Origin of the sequence: Pseudidiomarina halophila, assembly GCF_003987215.1 — a bacterium.
Taxonomy (GTDB): Bacteria; Pseudomonadota; Gammaproteobacteria; order Enterobacterales; family Alteromonadaceae; genus Pseudidiomarina; species Pseudidiomarina halophila.
On sequence record NZ_PIPW01000003.1, the window covers coordinates 62,130 to 77,661 of the forward strand.

Genomic DNA, 15,532 nt, shown 5'->3' on the forward strand with positions numbered 1-15,532 from the left:
CGGTACCAGCCATTATAATACTCATTACTGATGTATGTTTACGGCAAGGATCAACAAAATGGAACTTCTCTGCCCCGCTGGCAGTATGCCGGCATTAAAAGCAGCTATCGAAAATGGCGCAGATGCTGTTTACGTAGGTTTTAAAGGCGAAACCAACGCGCGCCATTTCGCTGGTTTGAATCTTGATGCACAAAGCTTACGGGAAGCCGTGCGGCTGGTGCACAGCTACGGTAAAAAAATCCATGTCGCCATTAATACTTTTGCCCATGTAGGCACCTGGGATCATTGGCGGCAAGCAGTAGATGACGCCGCGGCCGCCGGTGTCGATGTACTTATTGTCGCTGATGTTGCTGTGCTGGCGTACGCCGCCGAACGTTATCCTAAATTAGAGTTGCATCTGAGTGTACAAGCGTCAGCAACAAATGCGGCGGCCATTGATTTTTATAAGCAATTCGGTGTTAAGCGCGTGGTCCTGCCACGTGTACTGTCTATGCAGCAAGTACGAGCTCTTGCCCGTACCACTGACGTTGATCTCGAAGTTTTTGCGTTTGGCAGCCTGTGCATTATGGCGGAAGGTCGCTGTTATTTAAGTTCTTATATGACCGGAGAGTCGCCAAATACTGCCGGTGCCTGTTCACCGGCCCAATTTGTACGTTGGGATGAGACCGGCGATGGTGGCCTGGAGTCGCGTCTTAACGGCATCCTGATTGATCGCTTTGCCCCTGATGAAACCGCTGGTTATCCCACCTTGTGCAAGGGCCGTTTCAAGGTCGGCGATGACACCTACCATGCGCTGGAGGAGCCAACCAGCTTAAATACGCTGGACTTACTACCGGAGCTTTATCGTGAAGGCATTGCCAGCCTGAAAATCGAAGGGCGGCAGCGCAGCCCCGCATACGTTGCGCAAATTACCCGGGTTTGGCGCCAGGCAATTGATCACATGATGACAGATCCCGAACACTTCGCTGTGCAAAGCGAGTGGAATGCGGTGTTGGCAAATCTTTCTGAAGGCAGCCAGACCACCCTTGGCGCCTACCACCGGAAATGGAAATAATTATGCAGTTTTCTTTTGGACCTATCCTTTATTTTTGGCCCCGCGCTCAGGTCGAGGCGTTCTATCGTGATGTCGCTGACTCAGATGTGGATTGTGTGTACCTGGGCGAGACCGTCTGCAGTAAGCGACGGGAGCTTAAGTTTGAAGATTACTTCCGCATTGCTCAGGAATTGCGCGAAGCGGGTAAGCAAGTGTGCTTATCGACCATGACCCTGTTGGAAGCGCCATCGGAGTTACGTGAATTACGCAAATACTGCGATAACGGCGATTTTATGGTGGAAGCCAACGATGTTGGCGCTATAAGTATGTTAACTGAGCATAAACTGCCTTTTGTCGGTGGTGCCGCACTACAAATTTATAATCAACATAGCTTACGCCGTTTTATTGGTATGGGGATGAAGCGCTGGGTAGTACCCGTTGAACTATCGCGGGACTGGCTGGCAGAACTCCTCGCCGAACCCATGATTGAAAGTGTTCGCGACTGCTTCGAAACGGAAGTACTGAGTTTTGGCCATTTACCTTTGGCCTGGTCCGGTCGTTGTTTTACTGCCCGTTCAGAAAATCGGCCAAAAGATCAGTGCGAGTTATGTTGCATCAAGTATCCGCAGGGGCGTACGGTAACCAGCCAGGACGGCACAGAAGTCTTTGTTCTTAACGGCATTCAAACGCAGTCAGGCGCCCGTTATAATTTGATCAATCAACTGCGGGGCATGCACGGTCTGGTGGATATGGTACGCTTAAGCCCAGAGCCACATGATAGTTTCACCTGGCTGCGACGGTTCCGCATGAATCAGGATGGTCAGCGCCCCTATCGGTTAGCGAAAAATGAAAGTAATGGTTACTGGCTTAAACTTGCTGGCATGACCATGGTAAATGAAAGGATGGAAGATGACTGCTAAAACTCCCGCACGCATTGGTATTCTGACGGTAAGTGACCGGGCCAGCGCAGGTATTTACGAGGACATCTCTGGCAAAGCCATTGAAAGTACTCTGGGTGAATACCTGAATTCGCCATGGCAGTCGGTGTACCGCCTGGTACCTGATGAACGGGATCAGATAGAGGCAGCCTTGATTGAGCTGGTCGACAAAGAACAGTGTTGTCTGGTGGTGACGACTGGCGGTACCGGACCAGCTAAACGCGATGTTACTCCTGAGGCCACTGAAGCCGTGTGCGATCGTATGATGCCGGGCTTCGGTGAATTAATGCGTATGGAGTCACTGAAGTATGTGCCGACCGCAATCTTATCGCGGCAAACGGCCGGTTTGCGCGGCAACAGCTTGATTATCAACCTGCCTGGCAAACCTAAGGCGATTCGACAATGTCTCGACGCCGTGTTTCCTGCCGTACCTTATTGCATTGACCTCATGGAAGGCCCCTTCCTCGAGTGCGACGAAACCGTCATCAAACCTTTCCGCCCCAAAAAGTAGCCCGTACTTCTAGTACGGGCCAAGCCTGAAAATTCCCAAATGTAAAAACCAATCAACCGAATCTTATCGACGGGCTACCGTCGTGTTTACCGTTGTCTGGTGGTTTAACCCGCACTAGAAGTGCGGGCTACAGTCGAGTACACCGTTGTCTGGTGGTTTAACCCGCACTAGAAGTGCGGGCTACCGGGTTCATCACTGTTAACAAGGGTTGGGTGCATTGCGGCGTGAGTAGAACCACCAGGTCATCAGCGTACACACTGCATAGAAGCCAATGAAAGCGTAGAGTGCACCCGATACACTGCCTGTCAGTGCGATTGAGGTTCCGTACGACTTCGGAATAAAGAAACCACCGTAAGCCGCAAATGCGGAGATAAAGCCAATCACTGCAGCAGATTCTTTATTACCTTCTTTAACCGCTACCTCGGTGTCGCCGTGTACACGTTTGCGTTGATTCAGGAAAATCACCGGAACCATGCGGAAGGTCGAGCCGTTGCCAATACCTGTGGCAATAAATAGCACCAGGAATGCGACAAAGAATCCGAAGAAGCTTCCAGCACTTTCGCCCAGTGGCAGGAAGTAGATAACGCCTAATACGCCGGCAATCATCAGCAGGAAGTTCCAGAATGTTACACGTGCGCCACCCAACTTATCAGCCAGTATTCCACCCACGGGGCGGGAGAGTGCACCGACTAATGGACCTAAGAATGCGTATTTGGTGGGGTCAACCTCAGGGAACAGCATGCCTGAAAGCAGCGGGAAACCCGCAGCAAAGCCGATAAAGCTGCCAAAGGTACCCAGATACAAGATACTCATGATCCAATTATGCGAGCGCTTGAAGATGACCGCCTGGTCACTGAATGACGCTTTTGCAGAAGAGATGTCATTCATGCCAAACCATGCGGCGATTGCTGCAATAGCAATGAACGGCACCCACAAGAAGGCAGCATTTTGCAGCCATATCTCGTTACCGGCCTGTGCACCTTGTTGCACGACTAACGGGTCGCCGCCGAAAGGACCAAAGACACTTGCGGCGATGACTAAGGGCGCAAGTAGCTGCATGCCCGAGACGCCGAGATTACCCAAACCGGCATTCATGCCAAGTGCCGCGCCTTTTTCCTTCTGTGGATAGAAGAAGCTGATATTGGCCATGGAGCTGGAGAAGTTGCCGCCACCGAAACCACACAACAAAGCGAGTATTAGCATGATTATATATGGCGTGTCGGTATTTTGTACGGCAAAGCCGATCCAGATACAGGGTATTAACAACGAGGCGGTCGAAATCGCCGTCCAGCGTCTGCCGCCAAATATTGGCACCATGAAGCTATAAAATATTCTTAAAGTAGCACCAGACAATGCCGGCAATGCAGCAAGCCAGAACAGTTGGTTCGAGGAGTAGGTGAAGCCGAGTTGTGGCATTTTCACCACTAAAATACTCCAGATGGTCCAGACAGCGAAAGCCAGGAACAGGTTGGGAATCGAGATCCACAAATTGCGGGTCGCAATCTTCTTACCTTTAGTTTCCCAGAACTCTTTGTCTTCCGGCCGCCAGTCATCGAGGGTGTAGTAATCTGGCGTAGAGAATTCAGGTAAATCCGTTTGCTCAATATCTCCGCGAATTTCGATACGTTCCGCGCGGCGAATCGAGAAGTGCATCCACAACAACGAAATGACAGTGATACCGAAGAGCAACATGAAGACGCTTTGCCAAACACCAATGACATCATTCAACATACCGAAGGTGAGTGGTAGCAAGAAGCCACCGAGGCCGCCGATCATACCGACCACACCACCCACTGCACCAACGCTGTTGGGATAGTAAACCGGGATGTGCTTGAACACCGCAGCTTTACCTAATGACATGAAGAAACCGAGAACAAAGGTTAACAACACGAAGGCAGCTAAGGTCACTTCAAACTGGAAGCGGATGTCACCGTGAACGCCTTCTACAATGTATTCAGTCGGCGGATAGCTCAACATAAATGTACAAATGGCAGATGCGATAAAGGTCCAGTACATGACCCGGCGGGCGCCGTATTTATCCGACATCCAGCCACCGAGAATACGGAAAAGTGACGCAGGAATAGTATAAAGGGCGGCAATGATGCCGGCTTCTTTAATACTAAGATCGTACACTTCCATCAGGTAGTGGGGTAGCCATAACGCGAGTGCCACAAAAGCGCCGAAGACGAAAAAGTAGTAGAAACTAAATCGCCACACGCGCAACTCGGCAAGCGGCGCCATTTGCTCCATAAAGGTTAACTTGGGTTGTTGCCGGCGCTGCTGCGTCAGGGGATCTTCTTTGGCCAGCAGAATAAACACGATACCCATAATACCTATCACGGTCGCGTAAACCTGCGCTGCACCTTGCCAACCCAGCGCAACCAATAAGAAAGGCGCACCAAAGTTAGTGACGGCAGAACCCACGTTACCCGCTCCAAAAATACCGAGCGCAGTACCCTGCTGTTTGCTCTCAAACCATGATGAGGTGTAGGTGACACCAACGATGAATGCACCGCCCGCTAAGCCCACGCCTAAGGCACCGACCAAAAGCATGGCGTAACTATTAGCAAAGGTTAACAGGTAAACGCAGAGTGCTGTGGTTAACATCAGCACACCAAACACCCAGCGACCACCAAGGCGGTCGGTCCAGATACCCAGGAATAAGCGACTAATCGAACCGGTCAGAATGGGCGTTGCCATCAGCAAGCCAAGCTGAGTATCCGTTAGCGAAAAGTCATCTTTAATCTGAATACCGATAATTGAAAAAATTGTCCACACTGCAAAGCACAGGGTGAACGCAAAAGTTGAGAGGCCGAGCGCGCGATAGCGATCGAATTTACTCACTTGTGATTGCGAGGTAGGCATAATCATGCTCCTTTGGCACGAGATTCATGTTCTGCCTTAAGTCTACTGAAATATTGCGCCACTCATAGCTGTCAAAGTGGCTTCCAAACAGTGGGTTACATGGCTGTTACCGCTTTTGGGATAGGCTCTGAGCTTCGCTCAAAACGAGTGGATCTGGCGCTGGCTACCTCCTAATCGGTAGTTGCGTTTTGGCTTAGGTGGGAACATTGTTTTAAAGAGGTATCTCCAGGAAATCTAGCTGGATTTTGGTCTTAGCTATGGTATAAACATAGATACAAAATGTATGTTTAAAAGGGTGCGCACATGCTGCAAATTACCGATCTCAAAGTAGAAGAAAAAATGTGGCCGCTACTGCGGCAGGCGTTTCGTCCAATGTTCTTATTAGGCGCCACCTTTAGTGCGGTAGCAATGATGTTATGGCTCTGGGTATTAAGTGGCACTGTGCAACTGCCGGTGTTTGCTGATGTGATGTTCTGGCATAGCCACGAAATGCTCTTTGGCTTTGTCGCTGCCATCATCGTCGGCTTTTTGCTGACAGCTGTACAAAACTGGACAGGCCTGCGGGCTACCCATGGTCGATCACTCGGTATACTAACAGCGGTATGGTTACTTGGTCGCATTAGCCTGCTATTTGGTGCCTACTTGCCGCCTATTGTTCCGATAACCCTTGATCTCCTGTTCCTTCCCCTGGCTGCCGTGTTACTGGCGATACCTTTAATTGCGGTGAAACAGCAGCGTAATCTGTTCTTTGTTCCGGTCCTGTTGCTGCTTACGTTATGTAACGCGTTGATGTATTACGGACGCATGACGGGCCGCTTTGATTTGCAGCAAGTTGGCAGTCAGAATGCGGTGATTTTAATCACACTCCTGATGGCTATCGTTGGCGGCCGTGTGCTACCTATGTTTACCGCCAATGGCACCATGACTGAGAAGGTGCAACCTATCGTCTGGCTTGACCGTTTGAGCTTAGGCAGTTTATGGCTTATTTTTGCTCTGCAAATCACCCAATTGAGTAGTTACCTGAACAGCACAATACTTGCGGTTTTATATGCTATTGCCGCGGTATTATTAGCGGTGCGGTGTGCGCGCTGGAAAATATGGATCACCCTACGGGTGCCCTTACTCTGGTCATTCCACGTCGCCTACTGGTTCCTTCCAATTGGGCTTGGCTTATTTGCCTGGCATCATGCCACCGGCGGAGTTAGCGTTAGTACCGCCACCCATGCGCTGACCGTAGGCGCCATGGGTAACATGATTTTAAGTATGCTGGCGCGGGTTTCCCTCGGCCACAGCGGACGGCCGCTGCAACCGAAGAAAATTATGTCGCTGGCGTTTTTGCTGGTGATTCTCGCAGCATTATTGCGCGTGTTCGCGGCTTGGTTCTGGCCTGAGGCGGCTTACCAGTGGTATCTGTATGCAGGCGCTGCCTGGGTGTTGGCGTACTTAATTTATGTGATCGTTTACCTGCCAATTCTTACTTTACCGCGGGCAGATGGCCGGCCGGGCTAAGGATTACAAAGCGTACACTGGGGATGGCGGCTGAGCTTAAATTTTTGCCAGTCGCCATGTAAACCGTCGTACAAGAGCACCTGTGCAGCGATGGGTTCACCGACCTGCGCTATCAGCTTTAGTGTCTCGACGGCCTGCATGGAGCCAATTACCCCAACCACCGGAGCAAGAATACCGGACTCCATACAGCTCAATTGCTGCTCACCGAAGAGCAGACTAAAACACTGATAGCAGGGTCCGTGGTGCTGGTTCAGAAACACACTGAGCTGGCCTTCATAGCGGATTGCCGCACCGGATACCAATGGCTTTTCAGCCTTCACACAGGCGGCATTAATCGCATTACGCGTCTCCAGGTTATCGCAACAATCAACCACGACATCGTGCTGCTGCACTAACGTCAGCAGTAATTCTGCATCAGCGCGCTGCGCTATGGTAATGATGTCTGTATCGGCATTTATGCTGCGCAAGCGCTGCTGGGCTGCATCAACCTTAGCGACACCGATGTCGTCATGTTGGTATAAAGTTTGCCGTGGCAGGTTGTGCCCGTCGACCACATCATCGTCCACCAAAGTCAGTTTACCTACGCCACTACCGACCAGATAGGGTGCCACCGCGCAGCCCAAACCGCCCATTCCGATCACCAGTACCTTACTGGCTAACAAACGTTCCTGACCGAGCAGATCAAAATTCGGCAGCATCACGTGCCGGCTGTAACGCAACAGTTGCGTACGTGTGAGTTCAGGAAGCGTCATCAGAGGGTGCCTCCTGCTTGTTGGTCACTATGACAGGTGGATGCTCCGGGCGGAGCGTCAGCCAGATTGCGACTATGAGCATGATGCCGATCACCGTCAGTTTGACGGCTAGCGGGGCGGGACTGAAACTAAGCATGATGGCGCTGCCTGTCATCATCACAATAGCGATAACTTTTGGTTGACGTTTCACCACGCCATAGCGGCGCCAGGCAATGATCTGGGGGCCATATTTCGGGTGCGCAAGCAGCTTGGCTTCGAGTACCGGCCAGCCCTTGCCGCCCGCCCATGCCGCGACCAGCAGGAAAGGCACGGTGGGCATTATCGGTAACAGCAGACCGATGAGGCCGAGCAGCAGCGCCAGAATCGCAACCGCCCGCCACAGCAGAATTCGCAGTATTACAGTCATCTGTGTCTCCTCGCGCGCTACTTCAATCCAAGCCGCTGCGCGAGCTTATGCAGGTTACTTGGGTCAACCTCCAGTATACGTGCCGCCTGCGTCCATTTATAGTCCGCTTGCGTTAAGGCGCGTTCAATTAACTGTGTCTGCAGTTGCTGCACTGCATCGCGCAGGTTCATGCTGGTGGTGGTGAGCGCTTCACTGTCGACCTTCAGGCTGGCCGCCGGGGCGTTTGGTAAGTCGAGCAATTCCGGCGCAATGCTGACAATATCGTTCCGCGCCGCACCCTGACTCAAGGCTTTGATAGCAGCGCGGCTAACGGTATGTTCGAGCTCCCGCACATTGCCCGGCCAATCGTACTGCACCAGCGCATGTTCAGCGGCCGAGTTTAAGCGCAAGGCCCTTAGTCCAAGGCGGGCACGATTCAGCTCAAGAAAATGGCCAACCAGTAAGGAGATATCTTCCCGTCGTTCCCGTAACGGTGGTATGGGTAACGGATAAACACTCAGGCGGTGATACAAGTCAGCACGGAAGTCACCGGTTTTAACCTGTTGCTTCAGATCTCGATTGGTTGCGGCGACGATCCGCACGTCGACTTTGTGGCATTTATCACTGCCAAGGCGCTGTATCTCACCGTTTTGCAGGGTACGTAACAACTTCGCCTGAATGGATGCCGGCAGTTCACCGACTTCGTCCAGAAACAGGGTGCCGCCGTCAGCACTATCAAACTTGCCGGCACGCTCGGTAGCCGCGCCCGAGAATGCGCCGCGCGTATGGCCAAAAAGTTCACTTTCCGCCAGAGACTCAGGAAGCGCGGCACAATTGACATAAACCAGAGGCTGTTTGCTGCGCGACGACCAACGGTGCAGTTGGCGTGCGAACAATTCTTTACCGACCCCGGTTTCGCCGAGTAACAATACCGGCAGGTCAGCACTGGCAACGACTTCTAGTTCCTGCAACACCTGCTGCAATGCGGCGCTATGCCCGATAATTTCCGATCCGGTGGTGGTCTGATGCTGCAACGGCGTCTCACCGTCGCGCCGATTGTTGCGTAGTGCTCGAATATTTTGTTCAAGCTGGCCCATGCGGATGGCGGCCTCAACCAGTAAGCTGGCGCGCTGCAACTCGCGCATAGCGTAGGCATCGAAGGTGCCCGGTTGCAATGCATCTAACGTGAGCGCACCCCAGCACTTACCTTCTACATATAAGGCAATCCCCATGCAGTCGTGCACCGCAAGACGTTCGTCCGGACAGTCCTCAATCAAACCATCGTAGGGATCGGGAAGCTGGCTGTCGGGTTCAAAGCGCACCGTATCCCGGGCCGTTAGGATCGCTGCAAGCCGAGGGTGTTGCTCAGTGATAAAGCGCCGACCTAAGGCTTCACGCACCAACCCGATGCTGGCAATGGGTCGCAGCACCTGCTGTTCTTGCTGCAGCAGCACCACAGCGCCACAGTTGAAGTGACGGCGCAAAGTGGCGACGAGTTTTTGCAGACGAACAACCGCCGGTAATTCAGTGACGAGGTCAGCGACCAGCGTCTCAAGTAGAGATGTATCTTGCATGGTTAAATCAACCCATTCAGGCGGGATGAACCCGTAAAAATATGGGTGTAATTTACCATCGGCAAACAAATTTCTATATAAATCAAAGTGGGTAGATCTGGCATTTAAATTGCACCGATCAAGAAGGTAACGAGAGAGAAATCAATTCATTTTTGCTTTGAGGATGTCGATATGCACCAACAACTGACCGACCAATGGCGCGATGCGCCAACCCAGGACCTAATCCAATTTGTGTTAACCAACTTTCATGAAAAGCACCGTCAGCAATTTCCTGAGCTCATCCAACTGGCGCGAAAAATTGAAAGTGTGCACAACGACCATCAGGAGTGCCCGGTAGGCCTGGCTGATTTACTTACCGAAATGAGCAATGAACTCGAAAGCCACATGATGAAAGAAGAGCAGATCCTGTTTCCCATGCTTGCCGGAGGCATTTATCCAAGCGGGCCTATCGCAGTTATGGAAGAAGAGCACGGTGAACATGACGTCATGCTTGCCAAGTTGGCGCAGCTGACGCGTGACGGCAAGGCTCCGCACGGTGCCTGTGGTAGTTGGATCATGCTGTACGAGGGAACACAGGAATTGATCCACGATCTGCAACAGCATATCGCGTTAGAAAACGAAGTTTTATTTCGCGAGCCACAAGCAGTACCGCAGCACGGTAAAGATTTCTGCTGCGGTTCCTGTCAGTAGCGTTAGATTAACCGGCCAGGGCGCGTAAGCGCTCTGGTGCAGTTATTGCTATGAGTTTATTTTGTACCGCAACCACGCCGTCATTCTGCAGTTGCGTCAAAATACGGCTGATGGTTTCCACTGACAAACCTAAGTAATTACCAATATCAGCACGGGTCATGCTCAAGCGAAATTCGCGGCTTGAAAGGCCACGTTGCTGGAAGCGAGATGACAATGTTACGAGAAAATTCGCCAGGCGCTGCTGCGCAGTATGATGGTTCAGAGTACCGAGCAACGTCTTGCTGGCAAAGAGTTCGCCGCTCATTACCCGAAGTAGCTGTTTGCGCAGCCCCGGCAATTCCGCCGACAATTGATCCAGTGATTGAATCGGAATCTCACACAGCATGGTGGTTTCCAGAGCTTGAGTGTAGCTCCGATGTTGGCCATCGATAAGACCATCGAAGCCAATTAAGTCTCCGGGTAAATGGAAGTCGATAATTTGCTCGCCGCCCTGGCTATCTAGTGTGTACGACTTCAACGAACCGGAGCGCACGGCATACAGATAGTTCAGCGGTTCGCCGCTATTGATCAGCAGGTCGCGTTTCTGTAGCGGGCGATGACGCTGAATAACGGTATCCAGCTTTTCCGTTTGCTCGGGACTTAGCTGGTAGGGCAGACATAAGGTCGCCATACTGCAATTTTGACAATGAATGTGTGAGGTCATTGTTTTCACCACTGATGCTTGATTTGCGTCAATAACGCTTGGTGTTTTGCAGTATACGTCAGATGCTAAAAAAGTGAACGCATCATGAAGGAGTAGTGCTGAGTTTACTATTTAGGGGTAGATGAAGCTGATTAAAGAAACTGGGGCGCAGAGTAAAAAAACTCTGACACCCCGATAGCAGATTTACTCGTCGGTTTTTTTCGGCTGTAAGTTGCTTACAACTTCTGAAGCATCGTAACTGTATCTGGCGTCAGGCTGCTCACCATGACCCATTTTAATGTCGAGGGTAACGGCGATATCACTATCGCTGCGACCGCCAACGTGGATCCCGGCAGTATAAGCACTACGTGGGTAATAGCGAGTTTCGCAACGGATGGCGTTACAGTAGGTAATCATATCGCCCGAGGTTGGGTAGGCAAAATCTGCATCACGGACAGTTTCTTTGTCTACTTCGGTTTCCCGGTGAGTGATGGTGAACCAGTCGTAGTCGTTCGCTAAGGTCACCTCTGCTGCGCGCAGCAAGGCGTAGTTATTGGCTGCGCCTTTATCCGTGCCGCGTGCTTTGAACTGCACTTGATATTGGGTATCAGTGATTTGCGTTTCAGTGTAGCCGTAACCACCATCTTCAGCAGCACGATAATCCGGTTTGCTCGAGCATGCAGCAAGCACCAGCGTAAAACTAACCATCATTAGTCGCATGTAGTTCATCATTTTCTCCTCCTTTAGAAGACACTTAGTAAGTGTAGTCGAGCTCTCAGTTTTTGCTTTCCGGCAAAGTGATAAGTTTCGGTAAACTAAGATTACTTTTGGCCGGCCCTTGCTTCGCTAAGCGGTAGTTCGATACAATGCGGGCCGTCTTAGGGGAGTAGTCGACTTTGCTGTCATCACAACGATGGTAAAGAGAATGCGTCAACATAATTGAACCCGCATTGGTTCATGGTGTATTCGTTCCGGGCCACCGGAACTGGCAAGACCTAAGGTAAAGAGCAACCGCTAAATGGCGGGGGTTGCTGTTTGCCTTAGTGAAATCGACCCGCCGGAGTTCACCATGGAAGCTTTTGTTACCTCTACCTTAACTGTCGCTCTGGCAGAGATTGGTGATAAGACTCAGTTACTGAGTTTATTGCTGGTGGCGCGCTACCGGCAAAAGTGGCCGATCATCATCGGTATTCTTGCCGCAACCCTTATCAATCACTTTATTTCCGCATGGTTCGGGCAGTGGTCTGCGTCCTGGATCCCTGCCGATTACGCAGGCATAGTTATTGGTGTTAGTTTCATTGCCATTGGTTTATGGGTTCTGGTGCCTGATAAGCTCGATGATGAAGATACCCGCTGCTCTTGTTATGGTGCTTTGTGCGCAACCTTTGTACTCTTTTTCCTCGCTGAAATAGGCGATAAAACTCAGGTTGCGACCATGGTTCTGGGTGCTCAGTACGCAAGCATCGTTTGGGTGACCCTCGGCACCACTTTAGGAATGCTTCTTGCCAACGTGCCGGTAGTGCTGCTGGGTGAGAAGCTAATGCGGCGGGTGCCGTTAAATCTGGTTCGTTACATCGCCGCCGCAGCTTTTATGATGCTGGGACTGGCAACGCTGTGGTGGAGCCTATGACAGAAGTTTTTGCAACAGAACGCTTAGTGCTGCGTGAGTTAGAAGATGCAGACGCAAACTTTATTCATCAACTCTACACCGGCAGTGACTTTCGTCGGGCGATTGGTGATCGCGGTATTAGCAGTCTGGCTGACGCCGCGGATTACCTGAAAAAGGTGCTGCAAAACAGTTACCGTGAGCATGGCTTTGGCTTGTGGCTAATGGAATTTGAGGGACAGGGGGTCGGTGTCTGTGGCTTGGTCAAGCGTGACTATTTACCTGTGCCCGACTTAGGGTTTGCGTTAGTACCGGAAGCTTATGGTCAGGGGTTTGCGCGCGAAGCAGCTGCTGCGTGTTTAAGTTACGCCCGGGCTGAGTTAGGTTTACCAGAGCTGCTGGCGATTGCCAGTATGGACAATGAGGCGAGCCATAAGCTGTTGCAGGCTGTAGGTTTCAAGCCGAATGGAATGATCATTGAACCGCGTAGCAAAGAGTCCCTTTGCTGTTTTCGCTGGACTGCTCGCTGGACTGAAGAGGGGGCTTAATGCCAACTAAATTGCATGGTTACGATTGGTTATTGTTTGACGCCGATGAGACATTATTTTCGTTCAATGCGTTAGCTGGCTTGCAGGAATTGTTTCGTGGCTATGGGGTTAGCTTTACTGATGCGGACTACAGCGACTATCAGGCTTTGAATAAACCGCTATGGCAAAAGTATCAGGCGGGAGAAATAGACGCCAGGACGTTACAACGCCGGCGTTTTGCCAGTTGGGCTGGCAAATTGCAGGTCAGCGCCGATGAACTGAACTCCGCGTTCTTAAGCGCTATGGCGGGCATTTGTCAGCCGCTGGAGGGCGCCCGGGAGCTGCTTGAACGCGCCCGCGAATCGACAAAAATTGGTATTATCACCAATGGCTTTACCGAACTTCAGGAAGCCCGGCTGGCACAAACCGGACTGGGTGAATTAGTTGACCTGGTGGTGATTTCCGAGCAATTCGGCGTAGCCAAACCTGACCCGGCGATCTTCACTCATGCACTCGAGCTGATGCAACAAAAAGACCGCGCTCGTGTGCTTATGACTGGCGACAACCCGCATTCAGATGTACTTGGTGCGCAGCTTAGCGGACTGCATTCCTGTTGGCTCAACGTCGAAGACGCAGCCTGTCCGTTACCGACGCCACCACATTACACGGTACGTTCGTTACCTGAGCTGGATCGCTTGTTAGCTGAGTCCATGTAATTTTTTAGCTTCTTTAACCAGCCAGCGGAATAATCGCAACTCACTGGGGATATAGAATAAATACTCAGGATGCCACTGCACACCCACTATCGGGTGATGCCCGGAACTTTCAATCGCTTGCGGTATTTCATCAAGATCATGGGCAACAATGCGTAAATTTTCGCCGACATCATGCACCGCCTGATGGTGCAGACTATTTACCCGCAGCTTGCGTTTTTTTACAATCTTCGCAAGGTCGCTATCACCACGCACGAAAACTTGTTTCGTGGGCAGTAGTCCAGCTCGATTGTAGGTCTTCTTGCGCAACTGCCGGATATCATCGTAGAGGTTCCCCTCATGCACGACGTTGATTAGCTGTGCACCGCGGCAAATACCGAGCATTGGAATATCATCGCGTAAGGCCTTGTTGATCCAGCGAATTTCCAGTTCGTCACGATCCGGGTCGTGTTTGACCTTTCCACTTAAAGTGCCGCCATAGTGTTCAGGCGAAATGTCGCTGCCACCGCCAATGACGATGCCATGTAGTGGCAGGCCAGAAGGACGGTGCCACACACTAATGCGTTCAACTTCAGCGCCACATAACCAAAGTGCGATGCGGGTGGTCCACCATGATGGAGACCATTTTTTTCCGGCGCCGGTTACGCCGATCCGAGGTTTTCTTTTAGCCATTCGTCTACGTGCTCAATCCATGGTTGTCGGGCAACACCGAGCATGGGTCTATCGGCGTCAAGGAAATCAGCTGCCAGCTCTGCAAGAGCTTTCGGCCGATTAGCTAAGCGTTCAACATTGCACCAGAGGTTCCACTCCCTGGCAAGGGTCCAGCTGGCCTCATTAATGCGACAGTTGGGTAACCGGTAATGCAAAGTCGGTCGCGCTTTGATTTTGTCGTCGGTTAGCTCTGCTTTGACCCGCTCACTGTCAAGGTGGCTAAAAAGTGGCAACATATCGAGTGCCCGGTTGCGCGTCGGGTTAGCTTTAAGGTAGTCATCAATAAGTTCGTTGATGGACACCGAATCGTACTTAAGCAAATTGCGCACATAAGCTTCCGGATAGAGGTCCACATAAGGGCTTAGCTTACGAGTAGGATTTACGTGATGCTGATCAACCAGCCACCACTGCAACAACGCATAAGCTTGCATATAGCGACAAATGGTTTCGCTATCGGTGTCAGGAAGTTCAGGGTTGATATGGGTGCCATAAGCCGCGATCATCGACTCGTCCGTGCCTTTAGCTCCTGCATCGCGTAACTCGTCAACCATACCCGTGAGAGCATCGAGCTCATCACAAGCAATCGGAGGGCAAACAACTTCCACCGGCACGACCAGTCCCGCCGCCTGACTTAATGACTCGAGCAAAGAATCCGTGTTGGCATGCTCGCCTTTTTCCGCGGCGAGTTTTTGTAGGAAGTTCCAGTCGATTTCGACTCTGAACTCGCCCAGAGGCCCTTCGACGCGCCATTGTGCGGAGCTCTTTGCGTAAGGCGAACCACCCAGCGCGCGAGCAACGGCTTCGGCACTGGTAGCTACATCGATTCCGGAAAATTCCAGCTCGAAGCCCACCCGGCGGATATCACCCTCTGCGGTTTTCAGCTTTTGTGGCTGTACAAACTTAACCATGATGCGTTTTCCTGCCTGCTAGCTACGGTGTAAGTATAATCGAGAGTAGCAAGCTGAAAAATTATTACAACTTTCCCGGAAAATAGTTAAGGTAGTTGTTGGCAACTGATAATTATAAAAAAAGGAGT

At 51.4% G+C, this 15,532-nt stretch carries 16 protein-coding genes and 1 riboswitch; of the genes, 8 read left to right on the plus strand and 8 right to left on the minus strand.

Annotated features, from left to right (window positions below; translation table 11 throughout):
• Window positions 1–58 precede the first annotated feature (58 nt).
• From ubiU to mog, 3 genes are read left to right on the plus strand one after another with little or no spacing between them, the layout of a single operon-like run.
• Window positions 59–1,054 (plus strand): ubiquinone anaerobic biosynthesis protein UbiU, encoded by a 996-nt coding sequence (ubiU, locus tag CWI69_RS09415; protein WP_126763965.1) that lies wholly within the window; start codon window positions 59–61, stop codon window positions 1,052–1,054.
• A gap of 2 nt (window positions 1,055–1,056) precedes the next feature.
• Window positions 1,057–1,953 (plus strand): U32 family peptidase, encoded by an 897-nt coding sequence (locus CWI69_RS09420; RefSeq protein WP_126763966.1) that lies wholly within the window; start codon window positions 1,057–1,059, stop codon window positions 1,951–1,953.
• The gene (gene mog / locus CWI69_RS09425) at window positions 1,943–2,482 is read left to right on the plus strand and encodes a molybdopterin adenylyltransferase (protein WP_126763967.1); all 540 of its coding nucleotides are present in this window, start codon (window positions 1,943–1,945) and stop codon (window positions 2,480–2,482) included. The genes CWI69_RS09420 and mog overlap by 11 nt, the downstream gene beginning before the upstream one ends.
• Window positions 2,483–2,680: 198 nt before the next feature.
• On the opposite strand, the gene CWI69_RS09430 is transcribed toward mog, so the two are convergent.
• The gene (locus tag CWI69_RS09430; protein ID WP_126763968.1) at window positions 2,681–5,347 is read right to left on the minus strand and encodes a nitrate/nitrite transporter; all 2,667 of its coding nucleotides are present in this window, start codon (window positions 5,345–5,347) and stop codon (window positions 2,681–2,683) included.
• 303 nt (window positions 5,348–5,650) lie between these two features.
• Here CWI69_RS09430 and CWI69_RS09435 point away from each other — a divergent pair, with 303 nt between their 5' ends.
• Window positions 5,651–6,856 carry an NnrS family protein gene (locus tag CWI69_RS09435; protein ID WP_198678936.1) on the plus strand — a complete coding sequence of 402 codons (1,206 nt, stop codon included), beginning with the start codon at window positions 5,651–5,653 and terminating at the stop codon, window positions 6,854–6,856.
• On the opposite strand, the gene CWI69_RS09440 is transcribed toward CWI69_RS09435, so the two are convergent.
• The 3 genes from CWI69_RS09440 to norR are packed head-to-tail and all read right to left on the minus strand — an operon-like array spanning window position 6,853 to window position 9,567.
• Window positions 6,853–7,608, minus strand: a complete 756-nt coding sequence (locus tag CWI69_RS09440) for a HesA/MoeB/ThiF family protein (RefSeq protein ID WP_126763969.1) — start codon at window positions 7,606–7,608, stop codon at window positions 6,853–6,855. The genes CWI69_RS09435 and CWI69_RS09440 overlap by 4 nt on opposite strands.
• A complete protein-coding gene (locus CWI69_RS09445; protein WP_198678937.1) occupies window positions 7,595–8,014 on the minus strand; it encodes a YbaN family protein in 420 nt (139 codons plus the stop codon). Before CWI69_RS09445 ends, CWI69_RS09440 begins: the two co-directional genes overlap by 14 nt.
• Before the next feature lie 17 nt (window positions 8,015–8,031).
• Window positions 8,032–9,567, minus strand: a complete 1,536-nt coding sequence (norR, locus tag CWI69_RS09450; RefSeq protein WP_126763970.1) for a nitric oxide reductase transcriptional regulator NorR — start codon at window positions 9,565–9,567, stop codon at window positions 8,032–8,034.
• A 171-nt stretch (window positions 9,568–9,738) separates the two neighbouring features.
• Between norR and CWI69_RS09455 the strand changes: the two genes are divergently transcribed.
• Complete coding sequence (locus CWI69_RS09455) at window positions 9,739–10,257, plus strand: hemerythrin domain-containing protein (protein ID WP_126763971.1); 519 nt, start codon at window positions 9,739–9,741, stop codon at window positions 10,255–10,257.
• Window positions 10,258–10,264: 7 nt separating this feature from the next.
• Here the strand turns inward: CWI69_RS09455 and fnr are convergent, their stop codons facing one another.
• A complete protein-coding gene (gene fnr, locus CWI69_RS09460; RefSeq protein WP_338051948.1) occupies window positions 10,265–11,071 on the minus strand; it encodes a fumarate/nitrate reduction transcriptional regulator Fnr in 807 nt (268 codons plus the stop codon).
• Between the two features lie 72 nt (window positions 11,072–11,143).
• Window positions 11,144–11,671, minus strand: coding sequence for a CC0125/CC1285 family lipoprotein (locus CWI69_RS09465; protein WP_241971084.1), 528 nt, complete (start codon window positions 11,669–11,671; stop codon window positions 11,144–11,146).
• 137 nt (window positions 11,672–11,808) lie between these two features.
• Window positions 11,809–12,004: riboswitch (yybP-ykoY riboswitch) on the plus strand.
• A gap of 4 nt (window positions 12,005–12,008) precedes the next feature.
• On the opposite strand from CWI69_RS09465, the gene CWI69_RS09470 reads away from it, so the two are divergent.
• From CWI69_RS09470 to yjjG, 3 genes are read left to right on the plus strand one after another with little or no spacing between them, the layout of a single operon-like run.
• Window positions 12,009–12,569 (plus strand): TMEM165/GDT1 family protein, encoded by a 561-nt coding sequence (locus tag CWI69_RS09470; RefSeq protein ID WP_126764241.1) that lies wholly within the window; start codon window positions 12,009–12,011, stop codon window positions 12,567–12,569.
• Window positions 12,566–13,093: a GNAT family N-acetyltransferase gene (locus tag CWI69_RS09475; RefSeq protein ID WP_126763973.1), complete on the plus strand. Its 528-nt coding sequence runs from the start codon at window positions 12,566–12,568 to the stop codon at window positions 13,091–13,093. The genes CWI69_RS09470 and CWI69_RS09475 overlap by 4 nt, the downstream gene beginning before the upstream one ends.
• Entirely contained in the window at window positions 13,093–13,788 is a 696-nt protein-coding gene (gene yjjG, locus CWI69_RS09480) for a pyrimidine 5'-nucleotidase (protein ID WP_126763974.1), read from the plus strand. Before CWI69_RS09475 ends, yjjG begins: the two co-directional genes overlap by 1 nt.
• Here yjjG and CWI69_RS09485 read toward each other — a convergent pair.
• Entirely contained in the window at window positions 13,771–14,457 is a 687-nt protein-coding gene (locus CWI69_RS09485; protein WP_126763975.1) for a gamma-glutamyl-gamma-aminobutyrate hydrolase family protein, read from the minus strand. The two genes, yjjG and CWI69_RS09485, sit on opposite strands and share 18 nt — an antisense overlap.
• On the minus strand, window positions 14,427–15,404 hold the full coding sequence (locus tag CWI69_RS09490; RefSeq protein WP_126763976.1) for an amidoligase family protein: 978 nt from the start codon (window positions 15,402–15,404) through the stop codon (window positions 14,427–14,429). Before CWI69_RS09490 ends, CWI69_RS09485 begins: the two co-directional genes overlap by 31 nt.
• Window positions 15,405–15,532 lie beyond the last annotated feature (128 nt).

Bases quoted from the DNA above. Each gene is read 5' to 3' on its own strand.
- ubiU (WP_126763965.1), top strand. From the start codon at position 59: ATGGAACTTCTCTGCCCCGCTGGCAGTATGCCGGCATTAAAAGCAGCT.
- CWI69_RS09420 (WP_126763966.1), top strand. From the start codon at position 1,057: ATGCAGTTTTCTTTTGGACCTATCCTTTATTTTTGGCCCCGCGCTCAG.
- mog (WP_126763967.1), top strand. From the start codon at position 1,943: ATGACTGCTAAAACTCCCGCACGCATTGGTATTCTGACGGTAAGTGAC.
- CWI69_RS09430 (WP_126763968.1), bottom strand. From the start codon at position 5,347: ATGCCTACCTCGCAATCACAAGTGAGTAAATTCGATCGCTATCGCGCG.
- CWI69_RS09435 (WP_198678936.1), top strand. From the start codon at position 5,651: ATGCTGCAAATTACCGATCTCAAAGTAGAAGAAAAAATGTGGCCGCTA.
- CWI69_RS09440 (WP_126763969.1), bottom strand. From the start codon at position 7,608: ATGACGCTTCCTGAACTCACACGTACGCAACTGTTGCGTTACAGCCGG.
- CWI69_RS09445 (WP_198678937.1), bottom strand. From the start codon at position 8,014: ATGACTGTAATACTGCGAATTCTGCTGTGGCGGGCGGTTGCGATTCTG.
- norR (WP_126763970.1), bottom strand. From the start codon at position 9,567: ATGCAAGATACATCTCTACTTGAGACGCTGGTCGCTGACCTCGTCACT.
- CWI69_RS09455 (WP_126763971.1), top strand. From the start codon at position 9,739: ATGCACCAACAACTGACCGACCAATGGCGCGATGCGCCAACCCAGGAC.
- CWI69_RS09465 (WP_241971084.1), bottom strand. From the start codon at position 11,671: ATGATGAACTACATGCGACTAATGATGGTTAGTTTTACGCTGGTGCTT.
- CWI69_RS09470 (WP_126764241.1), top strand. From the start codon at position 12,009: ATGGAAGCTTTTGTTACCTCTACCTTAACTGTCGCTCTGGCAGAGATT.
- CWI69_RS09475 (WP_126763973.1), top strand. From the start codon at position 12,566: ATGACAGAAGTTTTTGCAACAGAACGCTTAGTGCTGCGTGAGTTAGAA.
- yjjG (WP_126763974.1), top strand. From the start codon at position 13,093: ATGCCAACTAAATTGCATGGTTACGATTGGTTATTGTTTGACGCCGAT.
- CWI69_RS09485 (WP_126763975.1), bottom strand. From the start codon at position 14,457: ATGGCTAAAAGAAAACCTCGGATCGGCGTAACCGGCGCCGGAAAAAAA.
- CWI69_RS09490 (WP_126763976.1), bottom strand. From the start codon at position 15,404: ATGGTTAAGTTTGTACAGCCACAAAAGCTGAAAACCGCAGAGGGTGAT.